The sequence below is a fragment of the Syntrophorhabdales bacterium genome (assembly GCA_035541455.1).
Classification (GTDB): Bacteria; Desulfobacterota; Syntrophorhabdia; order Syntrophorhabdales; family WCHB1-27; genus JADGQN01.
The window spans coordinates 26654-43581 of record DATKNH010000039.1; the positions used below are offsets into that span (position 1 = coordinate 26654).

Annotated in this window: 16 protein-coding genes; 5 read left to right on the top strand and 11 right to left on the bottom strand. The window is 53.7% G+C overall.

All coding sequences use genetic code 11. The features are described 5' to 3' along the window. Nucleotides 1-45 precede the first annotated feature (45 nt). Together VMT71_04355 and VMT71_04360 are read left to right on the top strand one after the other, a co-directional pair. Nucleotides 46-1404 (top strand): tetratricopeptide repeat protein, encoded by a 1359-nt coding sequence (locus VMT71_04355; GenBank protein HVN23176.1) that lies wholly within the window; start codon nucleotides 46-48, stop codon nucleotides 1402-1404. 82 nt (nucleotides 1405-1486) lie between these two features. Then, a complete protein-coding gene (locus VMT71_04360; protein HVN23177.1) occupies nucleotides 1487-1795 on the top strand; it encodes a carboxymuconolactone decarboxylase family protein in 309 nt (102 codons plus the stop codon). 159 nt (nucleotides 1796-1954) lie between these two features. Here the strand turns inward: VMT71_04360 and VMT71_04365 are convergent, their stop codons facing one another. Then, a complete protein-coding gene (locus tag VMT71_04365; protein ID HVN23178.1) occupies nucleotides 1955-2482 on the bottom strand; it encodes a DUF2284 domain-containing protein in 528 nt (175 codons plus the stop codon). Between the two features lie 141 nt (nucleotides 2483-2623). Between VMT71_04365 and VMT71_04370 the strand changes: the two genes are divergently transcribed. After that, entirely contained in the window at nucleotides 2624-3604 is a 981-nt protein-coding gene (locus VMT71_04370) for a tripartite tricarboxylate transporter substrate binding protein (protein HVN23179.1), read from the top strand. A 175-nt stretch (nucleotides 3605-3779) separates the two neighbouring features. Here VMT71_04370 and VMT71_04375 read toward each other — a convergent pair whose 3' ends face one another. The 9 genes from VMT71_04375 to VMT71_04415 form a co-directional block, all read right to left on the bottom strand. Continuing rightward, nucleotides 3780-5360 (bottom strand): benzoate-CoA ligase family protein, encoded by a 1581-nt coding sequence (locus VMT71_04375; GenBank protein ID HVN23180.1) that lies wholly within the window; start codon nucleotides 5358-5360, stop codon nucleotides 3780-3782. Nucleotides 5361-5390: 30 nt separating this feature from the next. Next, the gene (locus VMT71_04380; GenBank protein HVN23181.1) at nucleotides 5391-6590 is read right to left on the bottom strand and encodes an MFS transporter; all 1200 of its coding nucleotides are present in this window, start codon (nucleotides 6588-6590) and stop codon (nucleotides 5391-5393) included. An 8-nt stretch (nucleotides 6591-6598) separates the two neighbouring features. Next, a complete protein-coding gene (locus tag VMT71_04385; GenBank protein ID HVN23182.1) occupies nucleotides 6599-7306 on the bottom strand; it encodes an ABC transporter ATP-binding protein in 708 nt (235 codons plus the stop codon). After that, entirely contained in the window at nucleotides 7303-8052 is a 750-nt protein-coding gene (locus VMT71_04390; GenBank protein ID HVN23183.1) for an ABC transporter ATP-binding protein, read from the bottom strand. Before VMT71_04390 ends, VMT71_04385 begins: the two co-directional genes overlap by 4 nt. Beyond that, nucleotides 8037-9002 (bottom strand): branched-chain amino acid ABC transporter permease, encoded by a 966-nt coding sequence (locus tag VMT71_04395; protein ID HVN23184.1) that lies wholly within the window; start codon nucleotides 9000-9002, stop codon nucleotides 8037-8039. The genes VMT71_04390 and VMT71_04395 overlap by 16 nt, the downstream gene beginning before the upstream one ends. Further along, nucleotides 9003-9869: a branched-chain amino acid ABC transporter permease gene (locus VMT71_04400; protein ID HVN23185.1), complete on the bottom strand. Its 867-nt coding sequence runs from the start codon at nucleotides 9867-9869 to the stop codon at nucleotides 9003-9005. Nucleotides 9870-9911: 42 nt separating this feature from the next. Continuing rightward, entirely contained in the window at nucleotides 9912-11354 is a 1443-nt protein-coding gene (locus VMT71_04405; protein ID HVN23186.1) for a UbiD family decarboxylase, read from the bottom strand. A gap of 170 nt (nucleotides 11355-11524) precedes the next feature. Then, entirely contained in the window at nucleotides 11525-12496 is a 972-nt protein-coding gene (locus tag VMT71_04410; protein HVN23187.1) for a tripartite tricarboxylate transporter substrate binding protein, read from the bottom strand. Between the two features lie 22 nt (nucleotides 12497-12518). After that, the gene (locus tag VMT71_04415) at nucleotides 12519-13745 is read right to left on the bottom strand and encodes an ABC transporter substrate-binding protein (protein ID HVN23188.1); all 1227 of its coding nucleotides are present in this window, start codon (nucleotides 13743-13745) and stop codon (nucleotides 12519-12521) included. A gap of 322 nt (nucleotides 13746-14067) precedes the next feature. On the opposite strand from VMT71_04415, the gene VMT71_04420 reads away from it, so the two are divergent. Together VMT71_04420 and VMT71_04425 are read left to right on the top strand one after the other, a co-directional pair. After that, nucleotides 14068-14538, top strand: a complete 471-nt coding sequence (locus tag VMT71_04420) for a hypothetical protein (protein ID HVN23189.1) — start codon at nucleotides 14068-14070, stop codon at nucleotides 14536-14538. Then, a complete protein-coding gene (locus VMT71_04425; protein HVN23190.1) occupies nucleotides 14535-15113 on the top strand; it encodes a tripartite tricarboxylate transporter substrate binding protein in 579 nt (192 codons plus the stop codon). Before VMT71_04420 ends, VMT71_04425 begins: the two co-directional genes overlap by 4 nt. A 38-nt stretch (nucleotides 15114-15151) precedes the next feature. Here VMT71_04425 and VMT71_04430 read toward each other — a convergent pair whose 3' ends face one another. Next, complete coding sequence (locus VMT71_04430; protein ID HVN23191.1) at nucleotides 15152-16861, bottom strand: transposase; 1710 nt, start codon at nucleotides 16859-16861, stop codon at nucleotides 15152-15154. Nucleotides 16862-16928: the final 67 nt, after the last annotated feature.

Below are 16928 nucleotides of genomic sequence, written 5' to 3' on the forward strand. Positions count from 1 at the left end.
ATTCACTTGCCGACAAGGCAGGCAGCACCTATGTTAAAAGACACAATGAAAACATTCGGAGTCAAAGGTTCAATCTTCGGAAGGTCGACAGGACTGATATGGTGTCTCGTCATTGCCACGGTCATTATGACAGCGCCTGTTCGCACACTCGCGCAGGCGGACAGGATTTACGCGGAGAACAGCAAGGCTGTCGTTGTAGTTATTGCCGTCAACGCTCAAGCAGGGGTGATCAGCCAGGGGAGCGGCTTTATAGTTCGTGAGGATGGGGCTGTGGTCACCAACTATCATGTGGTCAACGCAGCCTCCAAGATAAAGGTGAAGTCAGGCGAGCGCGTCTTTGACGTGGAGGGCCTGCTCTACGCGGACATAGAAAATGACGTGGCTATTCTGAAGATCGATGGGAGCCATCTCCCCACGGTCCGGCTGGGAGAGCCTGATAGGGTTCAGGTGGGAGAGAAGGTATTTGTCATAAGCAGCCCGCAGGGCCTGGAAAACACTGTATCTGAGGGAATACTTAGTGGAGTCAGAAAAGTCGATGAAACCAGAAAGGTCCTTCAAATCACCGCTGCAATTTCCCCGGGTTCAAGCGGTGCTCCGGTATTCAACAGCAGGGGCGAAGCTATAGGCATCGCCACCTTCCTTGTCGCCGAAGCACAGAACATCAATTTCGCCATGCCTGTGAGTCTCGTGAAAGATAAACTCGCCTCCACAAAAGTCGTGGGAGCGGGCGAGGCGTGCAGTGCCGACTTCACGAAGACTGCAGAGTGCTGGTTTTATCAAGGTGTCGCCTATGGCAGCAATGGTATGTATGAAAGATCGGTCGAGGCTTTCGTCAGGGCGATACAGATCAAAGAAGACTTCTCAGAAGCCTATTTTAACCTTGGTGTCAGCTACATCGGCCTCGGCAAATACAGCGAGGCGCGTGATGCGCTTGAGAAGGCTATCCGGATCAAGCCGGACAGCGCAGAGGCATATGAAAATCTGGGTGCTGTTTTCGCCAAGTTGGGCATGTACGATGATGCGGTACGCACTCTGAAGAAAGCGATAGCCATAAACGCCGAGGACTCTCAGGCATATTACAACCTTGGTGTCACGTATGCGAGTGTGAAGGATTACAAGGCCGCGGTGGAGGCTCTGAAACAGGCTGTCCGATTCCGCCCCGACTTTGCGGCCGCCCACGGCTTTCTCGGCGCAACGTATGCGAGGATGAAGGAATACAGGATGGCAGCCGATGCATTGAAGCAATCCATACGCCTCAACCCGGACGATCCGAGAACACACTACACCCTTGGCGAAACATACCTCGCCCTCAAAGATCGGCCTTCTGCGCTGGACGAGTACAAGATACTGCAAAAGATGGACGCAACAATGGCCGACAGGCTGTTCAAACAGATATACAAGTAACAAACCACGTGTGAATGCTGAATAGTGAGTAGTGAGCAGCAATAAAACCAGGAAGAGGCAAAACAAACGGGGAGGATCCAACATGAAGGACCTGCACAAAATTTACACGGTTTTCAAGAAAGACTTTCCCGGCATCAACACTGCCCACGAGGCGCTGGGGGAGAAGATCCACGGCGAATCCGGACCGCTGCCGGAAAAGGTACGCTGGCTTATCAAGATCGCAGTTTCAGGAGCATCAGGACATCATCTCGCGTTGGAGACCCACATCAAGAAAGCCCGCGAAGCCGGAGCGACCGATGCGGAAATCAAGCATGCTCTTCTTCTCCTCATTCAGACCGTAGGGTTCCCGACATTCATGGAAGCCTACCAGGTCTACAAAAACTTGAAGTAACCAATCACAGGGCGCCGCTCGGACCGTTTTCTCCGCGTCCGGAAATTAATTAGTGTGCTGGCAAACCAAGAAACCTGGCTGGGGCGCGGGCACTACTTTGAATTCGTGCAGAGAACGACGCAGCGACAACGAAGCTATACGCGCCAAGGCGAAGTAATGCTACTCGACGAGCACGAGTGCGTAAGAGTTTCGCACATCATTGTGGTCTTTAACTACCTTGATCGGGAGTTTGTAACCTCTGGCCGTAGCAAATACATCAATGCCACAGCCTTCCATTGAAGGCCTCGCCTCATCGGAGTGAACGCATGCCTTCATGTTGCAGGTCTTGCATCCACCACAGGGCCCGCTGCCAAGAGCCCATGCCTTGTAATATCCGTCGAGGAACAAGGTACGCTCGAGAGTAACCGCAGTTTCGGTGAGACGTTCGCTAAGCCTGTCCCCTCTTTTGATCTGCCGGTGGAGCAGGATGCCGGACGCGTAGGAATCGAGAATCTTTCGCATCTCATCAGGCGTTGGCGTCTTCGGCGGACAACAAAGGCTTGCGCCATAGCCCGCGCAACCATACTGGCACTTCATCCGTACCCATGGTGCGGTAAAAACGCGTGAAGTCTCAACGACAACCGCGTGATCAATTCCTTTCTCCAGAGCAATTTTTGTATAAGGCGCAAATCGTTTAGCTGTAGTCATTCAACACCTCCGGATGGAACCTCAGCACTCTTTCATTCTACCCTATGTGGATGGCCCTTGCCAAAGGAACCTAAAAGGCTTGACAAGCTTCCTGGCTTTGGCTAACGTGTACAAACCGGACCGATAGGTGAGGAGGCGTTTATGAGAAGCCCGGCTGTGAGGACAACAGTTTTGTTTGTTTGCCTTTCCCTCTTGATTCTTCTTCCGCTCGCGGCGCACGCACAACCGGCGGACCCGAAGTTCCCGAGCCATCCCATTACGTTCATCAATCCTGTACCGGCAGGTGCCGCAAGTGATCTTTGCTTCCGCATGGCTTCAAAAGAAGCGGAGAAGTTTCTCGGCCAGCCGATCGTCGTGATCAATAAGACCGGCGGCTCGTTCACGGTAGGCATCGCTGCCATTGCCAGCGCGAAGCCTGACGGCTACACCATTGGTTACGCAGGCCATCCAGGCATGTTCGTTCCCCCCTTAACCGAAAAGGTGCCCTACCATCCTGTCAACGATCTCAGAGAGATCATGCAGTTCGGCATCATCAACATTGCCGTTACTGTCAAAGGAGACTCGCCATTCAAGACATGGAAGGACATCGTCGCTTACGCGCGACAGAACCCCAAGAAGCTGACCTATGGCAGTGCGGGCGTAGGGAGCTTCGGTCATCTGGCGCTGGAGCAGATCTCACGGAGAGAGAAAGTTCAGTTCACACACATTCCCTTCAAGGGCTCTCCAGAAACACAAGCTGCGCTTCTGGGAGGCCACATCATGGTGGGAACCGGCGACTTCAATTATCCGTTGATCGAATCCGGAGAGATACGCCTGATTTTGCTGGTTGCCGAAAAACGCTCGCCCTATTACCCCGATGTTCCGATCATGAAGGATCTCGGGTATGACATACCAGCGCCCACATTTCTCAACGTTGCAGGCCCCAAAGCCATGCCTGACGAGATCGTGAAGAAACTGGACGATGCGTACAGCAAAGCAATGAAGGAACCGGGCTTCATCAAAGGGATGAAAGATCTACGCTTCACCATCTTTTACAGAAACGGCAAAGAACTGGACGAGTACGTGGCGTCCAACTACGAAGCTTTTGCCAAGCTGCTAAAAGAGCAGGGGCTTCTGAAGTGACCGATCACCACAGCTTCAAGTTCACGTTCTCTTGGAGGCGTGTCTGTTTCGTCCGATAGAAATTCTAATATCGAATATCTAACTCCTAAACAAATCCAAATCTCAAATGTTCCAAACCCAAAGCGTGTGATTCAGTTTTGGATCTTGGTCTTTTCTTTACGTCTGTGTTCATACGTCACGGCGTGCCTTTCAGCAGTTGTTTCTTGTCGATCTTCCCCTGGCCGGTCTTGGGAAGCTCCCTCAAGAATTGTATAAAACGGGGAGCCTTGAAGGGCGCCATCTTCTTGCGGCAATGCTCCTTCAGTTGCTCGGCCAGATCATCCGTCGGCTGGAATGCTTCATTCAGCGCGATGAATGCTTTGGTTTTGGTGAGACCATCAGCGTCCTTCACCCCCAGCACGGTGCATTCTCTCACTGCTTCGTGCTCATCGAGACATTTCTCTATTTCGAGCGGGGCGACATAGACGCCGCTCACCTTTATCAAATCATCCGCCCTTCCCTCGTACCAGAAATAGCCGTCAGCGTCTTCCTTGAAAAGGTCGTTTGTGTTCACCCAGTCGTTGCCGACAAATGTTCTTTTCGTCTTGTCGTGTTCCAGGTGGTAGTAGGTACCCGAAGCTTCAGAGCGCACATAGAGAATTCCTGACTCCCCTTTTGGCACCTCTTTGCCCTCTGCATCGACGAGTTTTACGTCCACGCCAGGCTGCACCTTGCCCGAACTCCCCGGCTTCACTTTGCCCGGCGCGTCCATGAAATAGCCAAGGTAGGTCTCGGCTGAACCAACGGAATTAAGAATCTCGACGCCAAACTTCTCTTTAAACTCATTATAAAGCTGACCGGACAGAAGCTCGCCGGACGAGATACAGAGTCTCAGGAAGCTCAGGTCCGCATCTTTCGCGAGCGGGCTTTGAAGCATGGCCCTCATCATGGTGGGTACGTTGAGAAGCACTGTCGGTTTGTACTTGTACAGGCACTCAAACACAGACTCGACCGTGCTCCTGTCGGGGTAGAGCGCAACCGCCGCCCCTGCCTTGATGGGCCAGTTCATGCCCAGGTCGCGCGCGTAGTGGAAGAAGAGCTTGGGAACACGGAAGACAATGTCGTCCGGCGTGTAATGGATGGTGTACTGAAAAGATTCGAAGCCGATGACGCCGTCGTGGTGCATGTGGGGCACACCCTTCGACTTGCCTGTCGTTCCGCCGGAAAAATTCCACAGCGCGAGATCGTTCTTCGTTGTCCGGGCCATCTCGAGAACCGATGATGCTTCAGCCAGCATCTCATTCAGCGCATACTCCCCCTGCTCAAGCGTGGGAAGGTTCTCGCCGGCCACAAGGATCGCCCTGTGGAAGCTCGAACCACGCATGCCCTGGCGCACCCGCTCCAGCGTCGTATTGTCCACGATGACAACTTTAGGCCTCACATAACTGACGAAGTACTCGTAGTCTGACGGCAGAAGATAGGTGTACGCATGCGTTGCGATCCCCCCTATCTTCATGGCAGCATACCATCCGGCAAGCCATTCAGGCGTGTCCTGAAGGATAAGCAGCACCCGATCCTCGAAACCCACGCCGAATTCTTTGAGCAGATTTCCAACCTGGTTCGTCAGTTTGCACATATCGTTGAAGGTATAGGTTGCGTCACGACAGTAGACGGCAATCTTTTCGCCTCTGCCTGCTGCAACATTATCTTCCAGGTAATAACGGGTCAGGTTGAGTTGTTCAGGTATCTCTATCTTAAGTTCCGGACCACGTGTCATAAAGAACACCTCCTCAATCGCGCAAAGATTCTATCGCCCTGCAATCGCCTTATTACGGCCGCTCGCAGGATACGAAACCATCAAGAGCGGTAAAAGCCCCACAGCCGGCATAATCAGGATGAGCCGAAGCACTGTGAGTATTCCCCACGCATCTGCAACCAAGCCCAGCAGTCCCGCGCCTATGCCGCCGATGCCGATCACAAAACCGAGCATGAGACCCGAGGCCATGCCCAGGCGGTCCCGCAAAATAGTCTGCCCCATGACCACCGTGACCGAAAAGCTCGAGATAAGCACAAAACCCACAAAGAAGAGCATGATGAACACCCATATGCCGGTTGCCTCAAGGAAAAGGAAGAGCAGCGGGACGGAACAGATCAGGGAGAGGCAAACAAAAGGCTTGTGGCCGAGTCTGTCTGCAACCAGGCCGCCGGCAATAGTCCCCAAGGCCCCACCGATCAGGAAAGCAAACACAAGTCTCCCGGCGCTGATCGGATCACCCTTCAAAATTGTAATATAGTAAAAAGGGGCGAAGGTAATCAAGCCCATATGTGCCGAGGAGCGCAGCGCCACGGCGCATACGAGCAGCCCCATGGATCGCCAGGGATGCTTCGATGGCGCAGAAGGAGCAGTTGCCGTTTTCGACTCTGCGACCTTGCCTGCCTTGAACGGCATCGTCAGTTCGCTGTTAAACCATGACAGCAGCGCGAGTATCATTGCTCCCGGCACAAAAAAGAGCAACGTGCCCCGGAGATCGGCCATTTGCATGGCGTATGTGACCAGCAAAGGCCCGAAAGCCATGCCGAAGTTTCCTCCTGCCTGAAACATGGACATGCCCGTCGCCATGCGGCTGCCAGTGAAATGATGCGTGATCTTGAAGCTCTCAGGATGGTACATAGCTATCCCCACACCGTTGAGCATGACAAAAACCAGTAATATGCCGTAAGAAGGAGAAATGCCTGTCAGGGAAAAACCGGCATAGGTTAACACCACAGAAAGAGGCAACAGCCAGTTGATCTGCACGCGATCGGAAAAATAGCCAAAACAAGGCTGAATAATGGATGAGGTGAGATTCGACACCATGATGACAGCGCCGATTTGTGTGTAGTTAAGGGAGAGCGCCGACTTGAAGAAGGGCATAATTGCGGGAAGAGCAGAGCCGTTGATGTCTATGAAAAGATGACTGGCGCTCAAGATAAGAATGAGCTTGAGATTCATTTTTGCGCTGCTCATTCGACTCTTCACACCGCCAGGTATTCCTGCTCTATCTCAGGTCTCGCCTGCAGTTCTGCAGGAGTGCCCTCAAATACCATCGCGCCCTTGTTAATCACGTACATGTAATCGGCGACGTCCATCGCCAGCGGCAGGTTCTGCTCGGCCAGCAATATGGAAGCGCCCTCTTTTCTCAGCTGTTTTATAACGCCACCGACCTCCTGGATGACCATGGGCGCTAATCCTTCCGATGGCTCGTCCATAAGGATGAGCTCAGGGTTGGAAACCAAGGCCCGCGCGATAGCAAGCATCTGCTGCTCGCCACCGCTTAATTGATTGCCCTTGTTGGACAGCCTCTTGCCCAGCACCGGAAAAAGGGAAAGAACACGCTCAATGTTCCAGGCTCCCTTCCTGCCGCGCTCTCCTGCTGCTATTGCAAGATTCTCCCTGACTGTCAGCGATGGAAATATCCGGCGGCCCTGTGGCACTAAGGCCAGTCCCCTTCGGGCTATCTCAAACGCCGTGAGTCCCCTGATCTCCTCGCCCCGGAAAAGAATCTTGCCCCGGCGCGCAGGCGTGAACCCCATTACCGAACGTATCGCGGTCGTCTTGCCCATACCATTACGGCCGACGACAGAGACTACGGATGACGAGGCAACCTTCAAGGAAAGGCCCTGCAGAACGTAGCTTTCCCCGTAGTAGGTATGGATATCTTCGACAGTAAGAATATCGCTCATGCCATGGTGCCCAGGTAGATTTCCTTTACGCGCGCATTGCCCCTTATTTCATCCGGCCTGCCGTCAGCCACGATAGCCCCTTGGTGGAGAACGATAATCCTTTCGGCCAGTGTGAAGGCGATCTGCATATCATGTTCGATGATAAGGAGCGTAACGTCTTTCAGCAAATGCTGAATCATGTTGACGAGCCAGACTGCCTCCGAGCGGGTCAACCCGGCGGTCGGTTCATCCAGGAGCAGAATTTTCGGTCCGCCTGCTATACCCAGCATCAGTTCGACCAGGCGCATCTCACCATGCGATAACGCCGTGATGGAAAAATCTCTTTTCTCCCACAGCTTCATTTCCTTCAGGAGCTTTTCAGCCTTTTTATAGAGGTGAGTATAGGAACGAAGCGGCCGCAGCATCTGGTAGGCGCAAGCGTCGTGCGCCTGAAGCGCAAGCAGCAGGTTCTCCATAAGGGTAAAAAAAGGAAAGAGATCTGTTACCTGGAATGTACGGGCCAGGCCAAGCCTCGTTCTGCGGTAACAGGGCATCCTGGTCACATCGCGTCCGAAGAGATGTACGGCACCTTCCGACACGGGCAGCTCCCCGCTGATGAGGTTAAAGAGCGTCGTCTTTCCGGCGCCGTTCGGGCCTATGATGACCACGCGCCGTTCCACGGCAGAGATGCTCAACGTGACATCTCTCGCAACCTGGAGCGCACCGAAATTCTTATAGACCTTATCCAGCTTCAGCGCTTCTGCCACGTGAGCCTCGCCTGCAGACCGGAAACAAAACCGGCGATTCCGCCTCTGAAAAAGAGCACAACGCAGATAAAGATAATACCCTCGATACCGAACCAATACATCGTGTAGCTGCTGATCCAGTATCTCAGTCCTGTGTACGCGAGCGAACCCCACAGTGGACCCCAGAACGAGCCCACACCGCCGATGAACATGATCATCAACGCGTCTCCGGACCAAAGCCAGTGCAGCTCGGCAGGATTGACGTAGCCATTGAAGTAGGCGAAAAGAGCACCCGCCACACCGGAAAAGACTGCGGAAAGCATGTAAGAGATATACTTGTAGAGAAAGGTGTTGTAACCGAGCGCCGTCATGCGGTGCTCGTTGTCCCTTATGCCCACGAGCGCATGGCCAAACGGCGAGTTGATAAGGAAGCGCATGCCACAGAAACAGATGGCAGCGACAGCGACGACAAAGTAGTAAAAGCCGGCGCTGCTGGTCGTTGACAGGGACGGGGCAAGGGAGGGACGGGCAATATCCTTTATGCCGTCATACCCGTACGTGATGGACTGCATCGGGTACATGGCTATGCACCATACCACGTGTCCGAAGGCAAAGGTCACGATCATAAAATAAAGACGTTTCACCCGGAGCGCTAATGCTCCGAAAAAGGCACTCAGCACAAGCACTGTGACAAGGCAGATGAGCCCGATCAGGTAGACATTTGTCACAAGCCCACGCGTGGTCAAGATTGCGACCACGTAGGCTGCCGAGCCCCAAAACATGCCCTGGCCCAGCGAGACGAGCCCTGTGTAGCCGGTGAGGAGGTTTGCGCTCGTTACGTAGACACTGTAAATCACGATGGAGGTTGCCAGAGTGACCGCGTAGTCCGGAAGCAGCGGGACCGCCAGCACAATCGCGGCGAAGATGACAGCGGCAAGGATCGATTTCCAACCGTACGACGCTCGCTCCATTTAACCCCTTTTCCCGAAGAGACCTTCGGGCTTTACCAGAAGCACTATCACAACCACGAGGTAGATTGTGAGCGACGCATAGCTCGGCCACAGCACCTTACCCAGGGTATCACTCAACCCCATCAGGAGGCAGGTGACCAGGCATCCGGTCAGGCTGCCTATACCACCGACGATGACTACGGCGAGAGCCAGCATGATAACTTCGATATCGAGACCGATGTGCAATCCCAGGATTGGTGATCCCACAAATCCTCCGAACCCTGCCAGGAAGGCTCCTAAACAGAAGACCATGGTGAAGACGAGTGGAATATTGATTCCCAAGCCGGTTGCCATTTCTTTGTCGTCCACTCCGGCACGTACGGTTGCCCCCCACAGCGTCCGCTCCTGAAACCAGTAGAGGCCTGCAAAAACAATCGCACCGATCACAATGATCGCCAGGCGGTATGCAGGATAGGGGTTACCGAGAATTCTGAACGACATGTCCAGGAAAGGTGGCGCCTGGACCCAGCGCGGCGTGCCTGTCCAGAGGAACAGGGAGAAGTCGCTGAGAATCAGGCTGAGGGCAAAGGTGAGCAGGATTGACTCGTGACCATGCAAGCCGTATACGCGGCGCATGAAGAAGCGCTCCGTGAGAAACCCGAGGAGGGCTCCGGCTGCAGCACCGGCCGCGATTCCCAAAAGAAAACTGTCAGTCGCTTCAAGTACGGTTAGGCCGACATAGCCTCCCACCATGAAATAAGCCCCGTGGGCGAGATTCACAATGCCCATCAGACCGAACATGAGGCTCAAGCCTGCGGCAAGGAGAAAGAGCAGCATACCGAAGGCGATTCCATTGAGAATCTGAGCAAAAGCTACGGGCAGTTCCACGGATTCCCGTCACCTGATCTTAATGTTCTGTGACACCGTTCATTAGAATCCATACTCCTTCCATCGCGACACCACGAGCTTGCGTATCTCCTCAGGCCAGGCGTGATCAAAATCAGCGATCCTCGGCGTATTCTCTTTCCATTCGAAGGGGAAGGTCGCGTCGTAGCAGACAGCAGCACCCGTATGAGCAGCTCTTTCTTCCGGTGAGAGAAAAGGAAAAAGAGCGTGGCTGGGAGCGCGCTTCTTTATATGAATATCCCTGACCGGGTGCACCCTCGTGGTGAGGGCCCACATTACCTCATCCATATTGGTCACATCCACATCCTCGCCCACCACGATAACAACCGGCCGGTACACACCGACCTTGCTTCCCCAGATTGCCGAAGAAAGGGTGTGCACATAACCAGGGTAGGTTTCCCTTGCGGATATGATAACTGCCATCATCGACGGCGTCAGATAGACGGACTTGAAGGGGAATCCCATTTTTCTGAGCTCCATCGTCAGGGCCGCACTCCCGTATAACGAATAGACAAACGTGGTATCGTCGAACGGCTTACCCGGCGTTGAGACCGGAAGAATGGGCTGATTGCGGTGCGTTACGCAGTTGATCCTGAATACAGGCTGCACTCCTTTGTCGCTCGCAAAATAACCCGCATACTCTCCGAAAGGGCCCTCCGGTCTTCGCTCTCCCGGCAGGACTTCTCCTTCCAGCACTATCTCTGCTGTTGCCGGCACTTCAAGATCAACCGTTTCGCACTTTACGAGTTCAACGGGGCTTCCTCTTAAGCCTCCGGCAAGGTCAACCTCGTTTATACCAGAGGCCACAAGAGACATGGATGCTGAAGCACAGGCAGGGTCTGTCCCTATGGCTATTGCCATAGGCATTGGTTTTCCTCTTGCTTCGTATTTCCGGTAGTAGTGCCCCGGCCCGTGCTGTCCCGGGTTTGCGAGCCAGCCTATCGAGCGTCCATCGTGGACCATGTGCCTGTACATGCCCCAGTTAACCCACCCTGTTTCGGGGTCGCGAGTGATATCAGTGTGCCACGTGCCGATAAACCGGCCTCCATCGTACCCGCGGAAATGAGGAACCGGCCACTTCAGCACATTGATCTCCTCACCCTTCAGGATATTCTCCTTACAAGGAGCTTGAGATGTATTCACAAGAACCGGCTTTACAGGGGCCTCAAACCTGCGGACGATCTCTTCGATGATCTCAGGTGCGGGCGTACCGGTCGGAAGTTGCAACGAAAGACAGACCCTGCCGAACACATTCGGCTTTGCAGCGCCGACCAGGTTTGCAAGGATTCTGCAGTCTGATGAATAGCCTTTAATCTTTTCGAAGAGGAGAGCCGGTTCTCGCAAATCATTCGCCCGCCGCATGATTGCGCCCAGCTCAAGGTTCCAGTCGACCTCCGCCTCTATTTTTTTCAGGTGACCTTCCTCGTCCAGCCGCCTGATATAAGCCCTCAAATCAGCGTAAGGCATTTTGTTTTCCCCCTTCTCTTTGAGACAGACCTTGAGCTTGCCACACCCCCGCAATCATTGCATTCGCTGCCTTTCTCGCAATTGATGCGGGCTCAAGCAATGAGCAAGGCGGCGCGCGCAGGGCCTAAGCGTGCGGAGAACAGCTACCGGGATTCACGCTCAGCGCAGTTTCATTTCATGATGATGTTTGCGTGCTTAACCACCGAGGACCATTTCTTTGTTTCAGTCTCCAGGAATGCCTGGGTATTCTTGCCATTCATGAAGTCTATCCTGTAGCCCATCTTCTCGAGCTTATCACGCGTCTCCTTGTCGCGCAGAGTTCTCTCCAGCGCCTCTTCCAGTTTCTTCACGACAGGCGCGGGTGTCTTCGCAGGAACAAAGAGAATGTTATAGATCGACGCCATCAGATCCGGATAGCCCTGCTCCAACGATGTGAGCACTTGCGGCAACACAGGGTCACGCTTGGAGGAGAGCACTGCAAGAGCCTTGATAGCGTTGGAGCGGATATGAGGATCGCTGATGGTCAAGGTTAAGACGCTGACCTGCACGTGGTTGCCTGCCAGGGCAGTAACAGCCTGCAGCTCAGAGTTGTACGGGATGTGTTGGATATCTATCTGGCCGACGGCATTGAGCTGCTCCACGACCAGGTGGGGGAGCGTTCCTACGCCCGCGGTGCCGGCGGACAAGGTTTTCGGATGCTGCTTTGCGTAGGCAATCAGCTCGGCAATATTCTTTACCGGCACGTCCTTGCTGACCAGTAAAAGCTGGTCCACGCTGAGTGCTTTTCCGATAGGTGTGAGGTCGCTCATTTTATAGGGCAGGTTGGGCGTGATGAGAGGAACAAGAACAGCCACGCCTGTCCACGTGGTGAGAAATGTATAGCCGTCAGGTTTTGAAGCTGCCACAAAACCCGTGCCCAGAGCTGCTCCGGCTCCGGGCTTGTTGACAACGATCACGGGTTGGCCCAGATACTCGCCCATCTTCTCTGCAAGTATCCGTGCGCTGAGATCAGTGATACCCCCCACAGCATAGGGGCAGATGAGCTGGATCTGCTTGGTGGGATACTCGTCTTTCGCCCAGCCCGACGGTGTAACAACCGCGAGCATGAAAGCGAGGCTGAAAATCGTCACAATTGTTTTCATGAGGCCCCCTCGCGCCATGCTCCTATTTGCCTGGCATCACCGTGTAACCCTCGGGCGGTTGCTGTACCTGTGGGATCACGTCAAGCACAACATTCTTCACCACGCCATCCTTCTTCTGTACCTGGCGGATGAAGAAGTCACGGATCACGTTTCCATTGGCGTCGACACTCAATGAAGTGCTCTCCACACCTTTTATCTTTGTGGTATGCATCGCCTTCAGAAAGGCCTCGGTGTCCTCCACGTTCCCCTTGATAGACCCAAGAGCGGCAACGATGAATTTCATCGATTCATAGCCGATTGCGACATCCGAATTCATCAGCTTCTTCCTGCCATACTTCTTATAGTAGGCGTCGGTGAGACGCTTGTTCTCCGGCGTGTCATAGCTGGGGACATAATGTGCCCCGCTCACCATCCCTATCATCTTGTCCTTGAAGGTCTGGATGGTGAAGTAATCCTCCGTGAAGGTCCAGTGGGTGCAGAGTTTTATCTTTTTGTCGAGCCCCAGTTCAAAGTACTGACTGATGAAGCGCTGGATAGATACATCGCCGGGCTCGAAGACGAAGATTGCCTCAACATCAGGCTGCAGGCGCGCGAAATAAGGGGCAAGATCCATGGTTCCCAGAGGCCACAGAATAGTCTGCACTATTTTCCCGCCTGCTTTCTCGTAACCCTGCTGGAAGGCCCAGATCTTTCCCGTACCGCCGGCGTAGTCAGGTGCCATCAAGGCCATCTTCTTGTAGCCCAGCTTCTCGGATGCGTACTTGCCCAACGGCAGTTCCATCTGTCCGTCAGCATAGGTGATCCTGAACACGTATTTGCTGGGAGGAAGCGTGACTCTTTCGGTACCGGCCATTGCGACTACCACCATCGGTACCTTTGCTTTATCAGCGTAGCCCCTCACAGCTATTGCAGCCGCGCTGTTGGTGCCGAAGCAGAGCATATGCACCTTATCCTTTTCGACCAGCTTCTGAGCCACTTCCACGGAGAGCTTCGGGTCCGTCTTGTTGTCATACTCAATGATCTTAATGGGTCTGCCTGCGACCTTGTACCCTATTTCCTCCAGGTATATGTCATAACCCTGCTTTGCGTTCATGGATGTCTCAGACATCACTCCCGTCATTTCTGTGTCGATGCCGATCCTGATCGGCTCTTTAGAGCCCTGGGCACTTGCAGGAGAGCACAGGCAAAAAGAAAACAGCATGACAAACAGTGTGAAACAACCAAACACCGCGGACTTGCGAGTTACCATCTTACCCCTCCTTTTTTGGACCGTGTACAACATACGGCCCTGATAAACTCTCGTTCTCTTCAACGAGCCCTTCGCACAAAGACGCATACAAAAAGAGGTGCACAGATCGCGAAGCGTGTACGTATCAGCACGCAATCTGCGCCGCCCCTCCAGGGAGACTTATACTGACCGGTACATAACTTCGTCGACTAAATCAGTACAAGAACGGCCTTGAATTGTCAAGTGCTTTTTCCCCGCGAACTCTTCCAGGAAAATACTTGACAACCATTCTGGGGGCTTATAACGTGTTGCAATACAATGTCTCATGAAGAGAGGAGGTCTCATGGCGTACTACAAGGATCTGCGGGAATATATCGCAGTGCTGCGCGCACAAGGCACGCTCTACACAATTGAGAGAGAGATAAACAAGGACACGGAACTCCAGCCGTTGGTCCGACGGCAGTTCAGAGGATTACCGGAAAAGGAGCGAAAACCCTTCCTCTTTCAGAATGTGACTGACGTCAAGGGCAGAAAATACAACGGCTCAGTGCTCGTCGGCGCTCACGCTGCCTCACGGCAGATTTATGCCCTCGCCATGGGGTGCAAGCCCGAAGAGATCATGGCGCGCTGGACCGAAGCGCAGATCAATCCCGTAAAGCCACGTCTTGTTGCGCAGAGTCCCTGCCAGGAGGAGATCCACATGGGCGAAACTCTTCTTCAGCACGGCGGCCTGGAAGAATTCCCAATACCCATATCAACACCGGGTTTTGATAATGCTCCTTACTTTACAGCGGCTAATTGGGTTTCGTCGTGAAGGGAGACGCACCGTTCAAGAGTCTCAAAGATCTGCTGGAATACGGACGTCATAACCCGGGCAAGATGACCTACGGTACGAATGCTCCAAACAGTATCTCGAACCTGATCGTGGAGCAGGTCGCAAAGAAAGAGAAGATCCAGACCAAACATATTCCTTTCAAGGCAAGCCCCGAATATCAGGCAGCGGTGCTGGGAGGGCACGTGCTCTTTGCGACGGGTGACTTCAATTACTCGCTCATCGATTCAGGAGAGCTCAGGCTTCTCGCCTACCTTTCAGAAAAACGCGCTGCCGCGTATCCACAGGTCCCGACGTTGAAAGAACTGGGCTACGACTTTCCATGCCCGGTATTCATAGCGATAATGGCTCCGAAGGCGACACCTGAAGAAATCGTTAGAAAGCTGGAGGATGCGTTTGCCCAGGCCATGCGCCAGCCGGCATTCACGAACGGAATCAAGGAGCTCAGACTGACGGCGAGTTTCCGGAGCAGCAAAGAAATGACCGAATATGTCTCTTACAATTATGATACGTTCGGCAAGCTATTGAAAGAGACGGGGCTGAGTAAAGATTCCTGAGAAGTAAGTGCCTTTTTTTCGACCACCCAACCGTTACGTCAATTGAAGCACATAACGTCTGCGCTCGATGGTAGCGTCATCAATTCAGCGTAAACAATTCTCAAACGAATAGAGATCAACGACAAGGCGCCGTATGAGGGGCTGTGTAGAGGCAAATGGGCCTTGGCCCATCTCTTGATGTTGCAGGCGATTACTTTACATGCTACAGCAAAACATACTCTTGCAGCTCGACGCACGCGAAGCTTGCCGATGCCGTGCGCTCGTTTCAGTTCCGAGTGCGTTGCCTCAATGCCTGCGCGGATCTTGTAGCGGTCTTTCCATGCGGTTGTCTGCTGAAGGGCATACATATGATCCCGCAGGCGGATCTCTGGCGTGATCTCCAGACGAAAATCTCCCACCGTGTCACGGGCCCGGCATCCTTTGGCGCGATGGTTGGGAGCGCGCACCGGACAGCGATCGAGCATCGTACAGGCCCGACAGAGTTTGCCGTCAAAGAGTGCATGGAGAGAGTGACGGGCAGTGTTGTTGCTGAGCACACGATGATCGAGAGGCTTGTGCCTCATAGGACAGTGGCTCACTAAGCCGTCTGCAGTGAAGTGCAATGCATCTCTCCCTATGACCTCGTCGGCAAGTCTGCTGCGGTTCACCGGCGTCATGAATTCAATGCGTTGTTCCTGTACCTTTAATGCTGAAGGAACAGACGGGTATCCGCCATCGGCGAAGAGTACCTCAGGTTTGCACCCGGCAGCGTCTAGCCGTTCGATCACGGGAAGGGCTTTGCCCATATCAGACCGAGCAGCGCCGTGGACTTCATAGTCGGTGATGATCTCCATGTTCTTGGCATTGTTGCAGGTCTCGGTACTATGTAAGCTGTAGCCGGGACCTTTATGTCCGGCCGATGCATCAGGATCATAGGGAGATTGCAGCGTCGGTCCTTCGGTCTTTTTCTTTACCTGCACCCTAGAGGATTGCGCATCAGCGGAACAGTCGCACTGTTCCGCAAAGAGGCGTTTTAGCAGTTCGTAGGGTTCACTCTCGGTGATCTCATCATCGTGCTCGAAGAGAAGAATGAGATCGTAGACATAGTGTGCGAGTTCTTCCACTTTCGTTTTCTGTTCGGCCGGACCTAATCCGAACCATCCTTCCGGTTCTTGTGCATGCCACTGTCGAATTGGTTCCGGGACCCTTGCAAGGGGCTCTTCATCCAGGCTCTTGAGAAAAAGACTCAGGGTGTTGGTGAATAGGGCTACTCTGCCGCGCAGGCGTATATTGGAGATGCTATGCGTGGCATCAAGCCGCTGGTTACTCACCGAGAGGCCGAGCCTTGCTATGGCTTGATCTCTGATGGAATCGAATACCGCGCGAACGAGCTTCATCTCGGGGTCGGCGGCGGCCATGCGTCGGCGGAACTCAACGAGAGAGCGGCGAGAGAGGTAGTCCACTTCTTCGTCGACATCCAAGGCATAGCGCCACCGGATGTCGAAGCTGAAGGTGTCTAACGCCTCCTGATCGCTCAGGTCGTTCCACTCTTGCAGAAGACACAGACCCAAAAGACGGGCGACGCTGAAGTTGGGTCGACCCGTGGCGCCATAGAGCATCGCGTAGTCATCTTCCTTCCTGAACAGGATGGGAAGCACTTCGCGCCGGAACAGGTGAGCCCACGAAGACTCCAGACGGCTGCGCAATGAGGGTGAAATCTGTGTCTCTACACCGAAGAGCTTTTGTTGGGGTGAGGTTGGTTTATACATGCACTACTCTAGCATTATATACGAACGAATACAACGATTATTTTGGGGAGTTACTTCTCAGGAATCA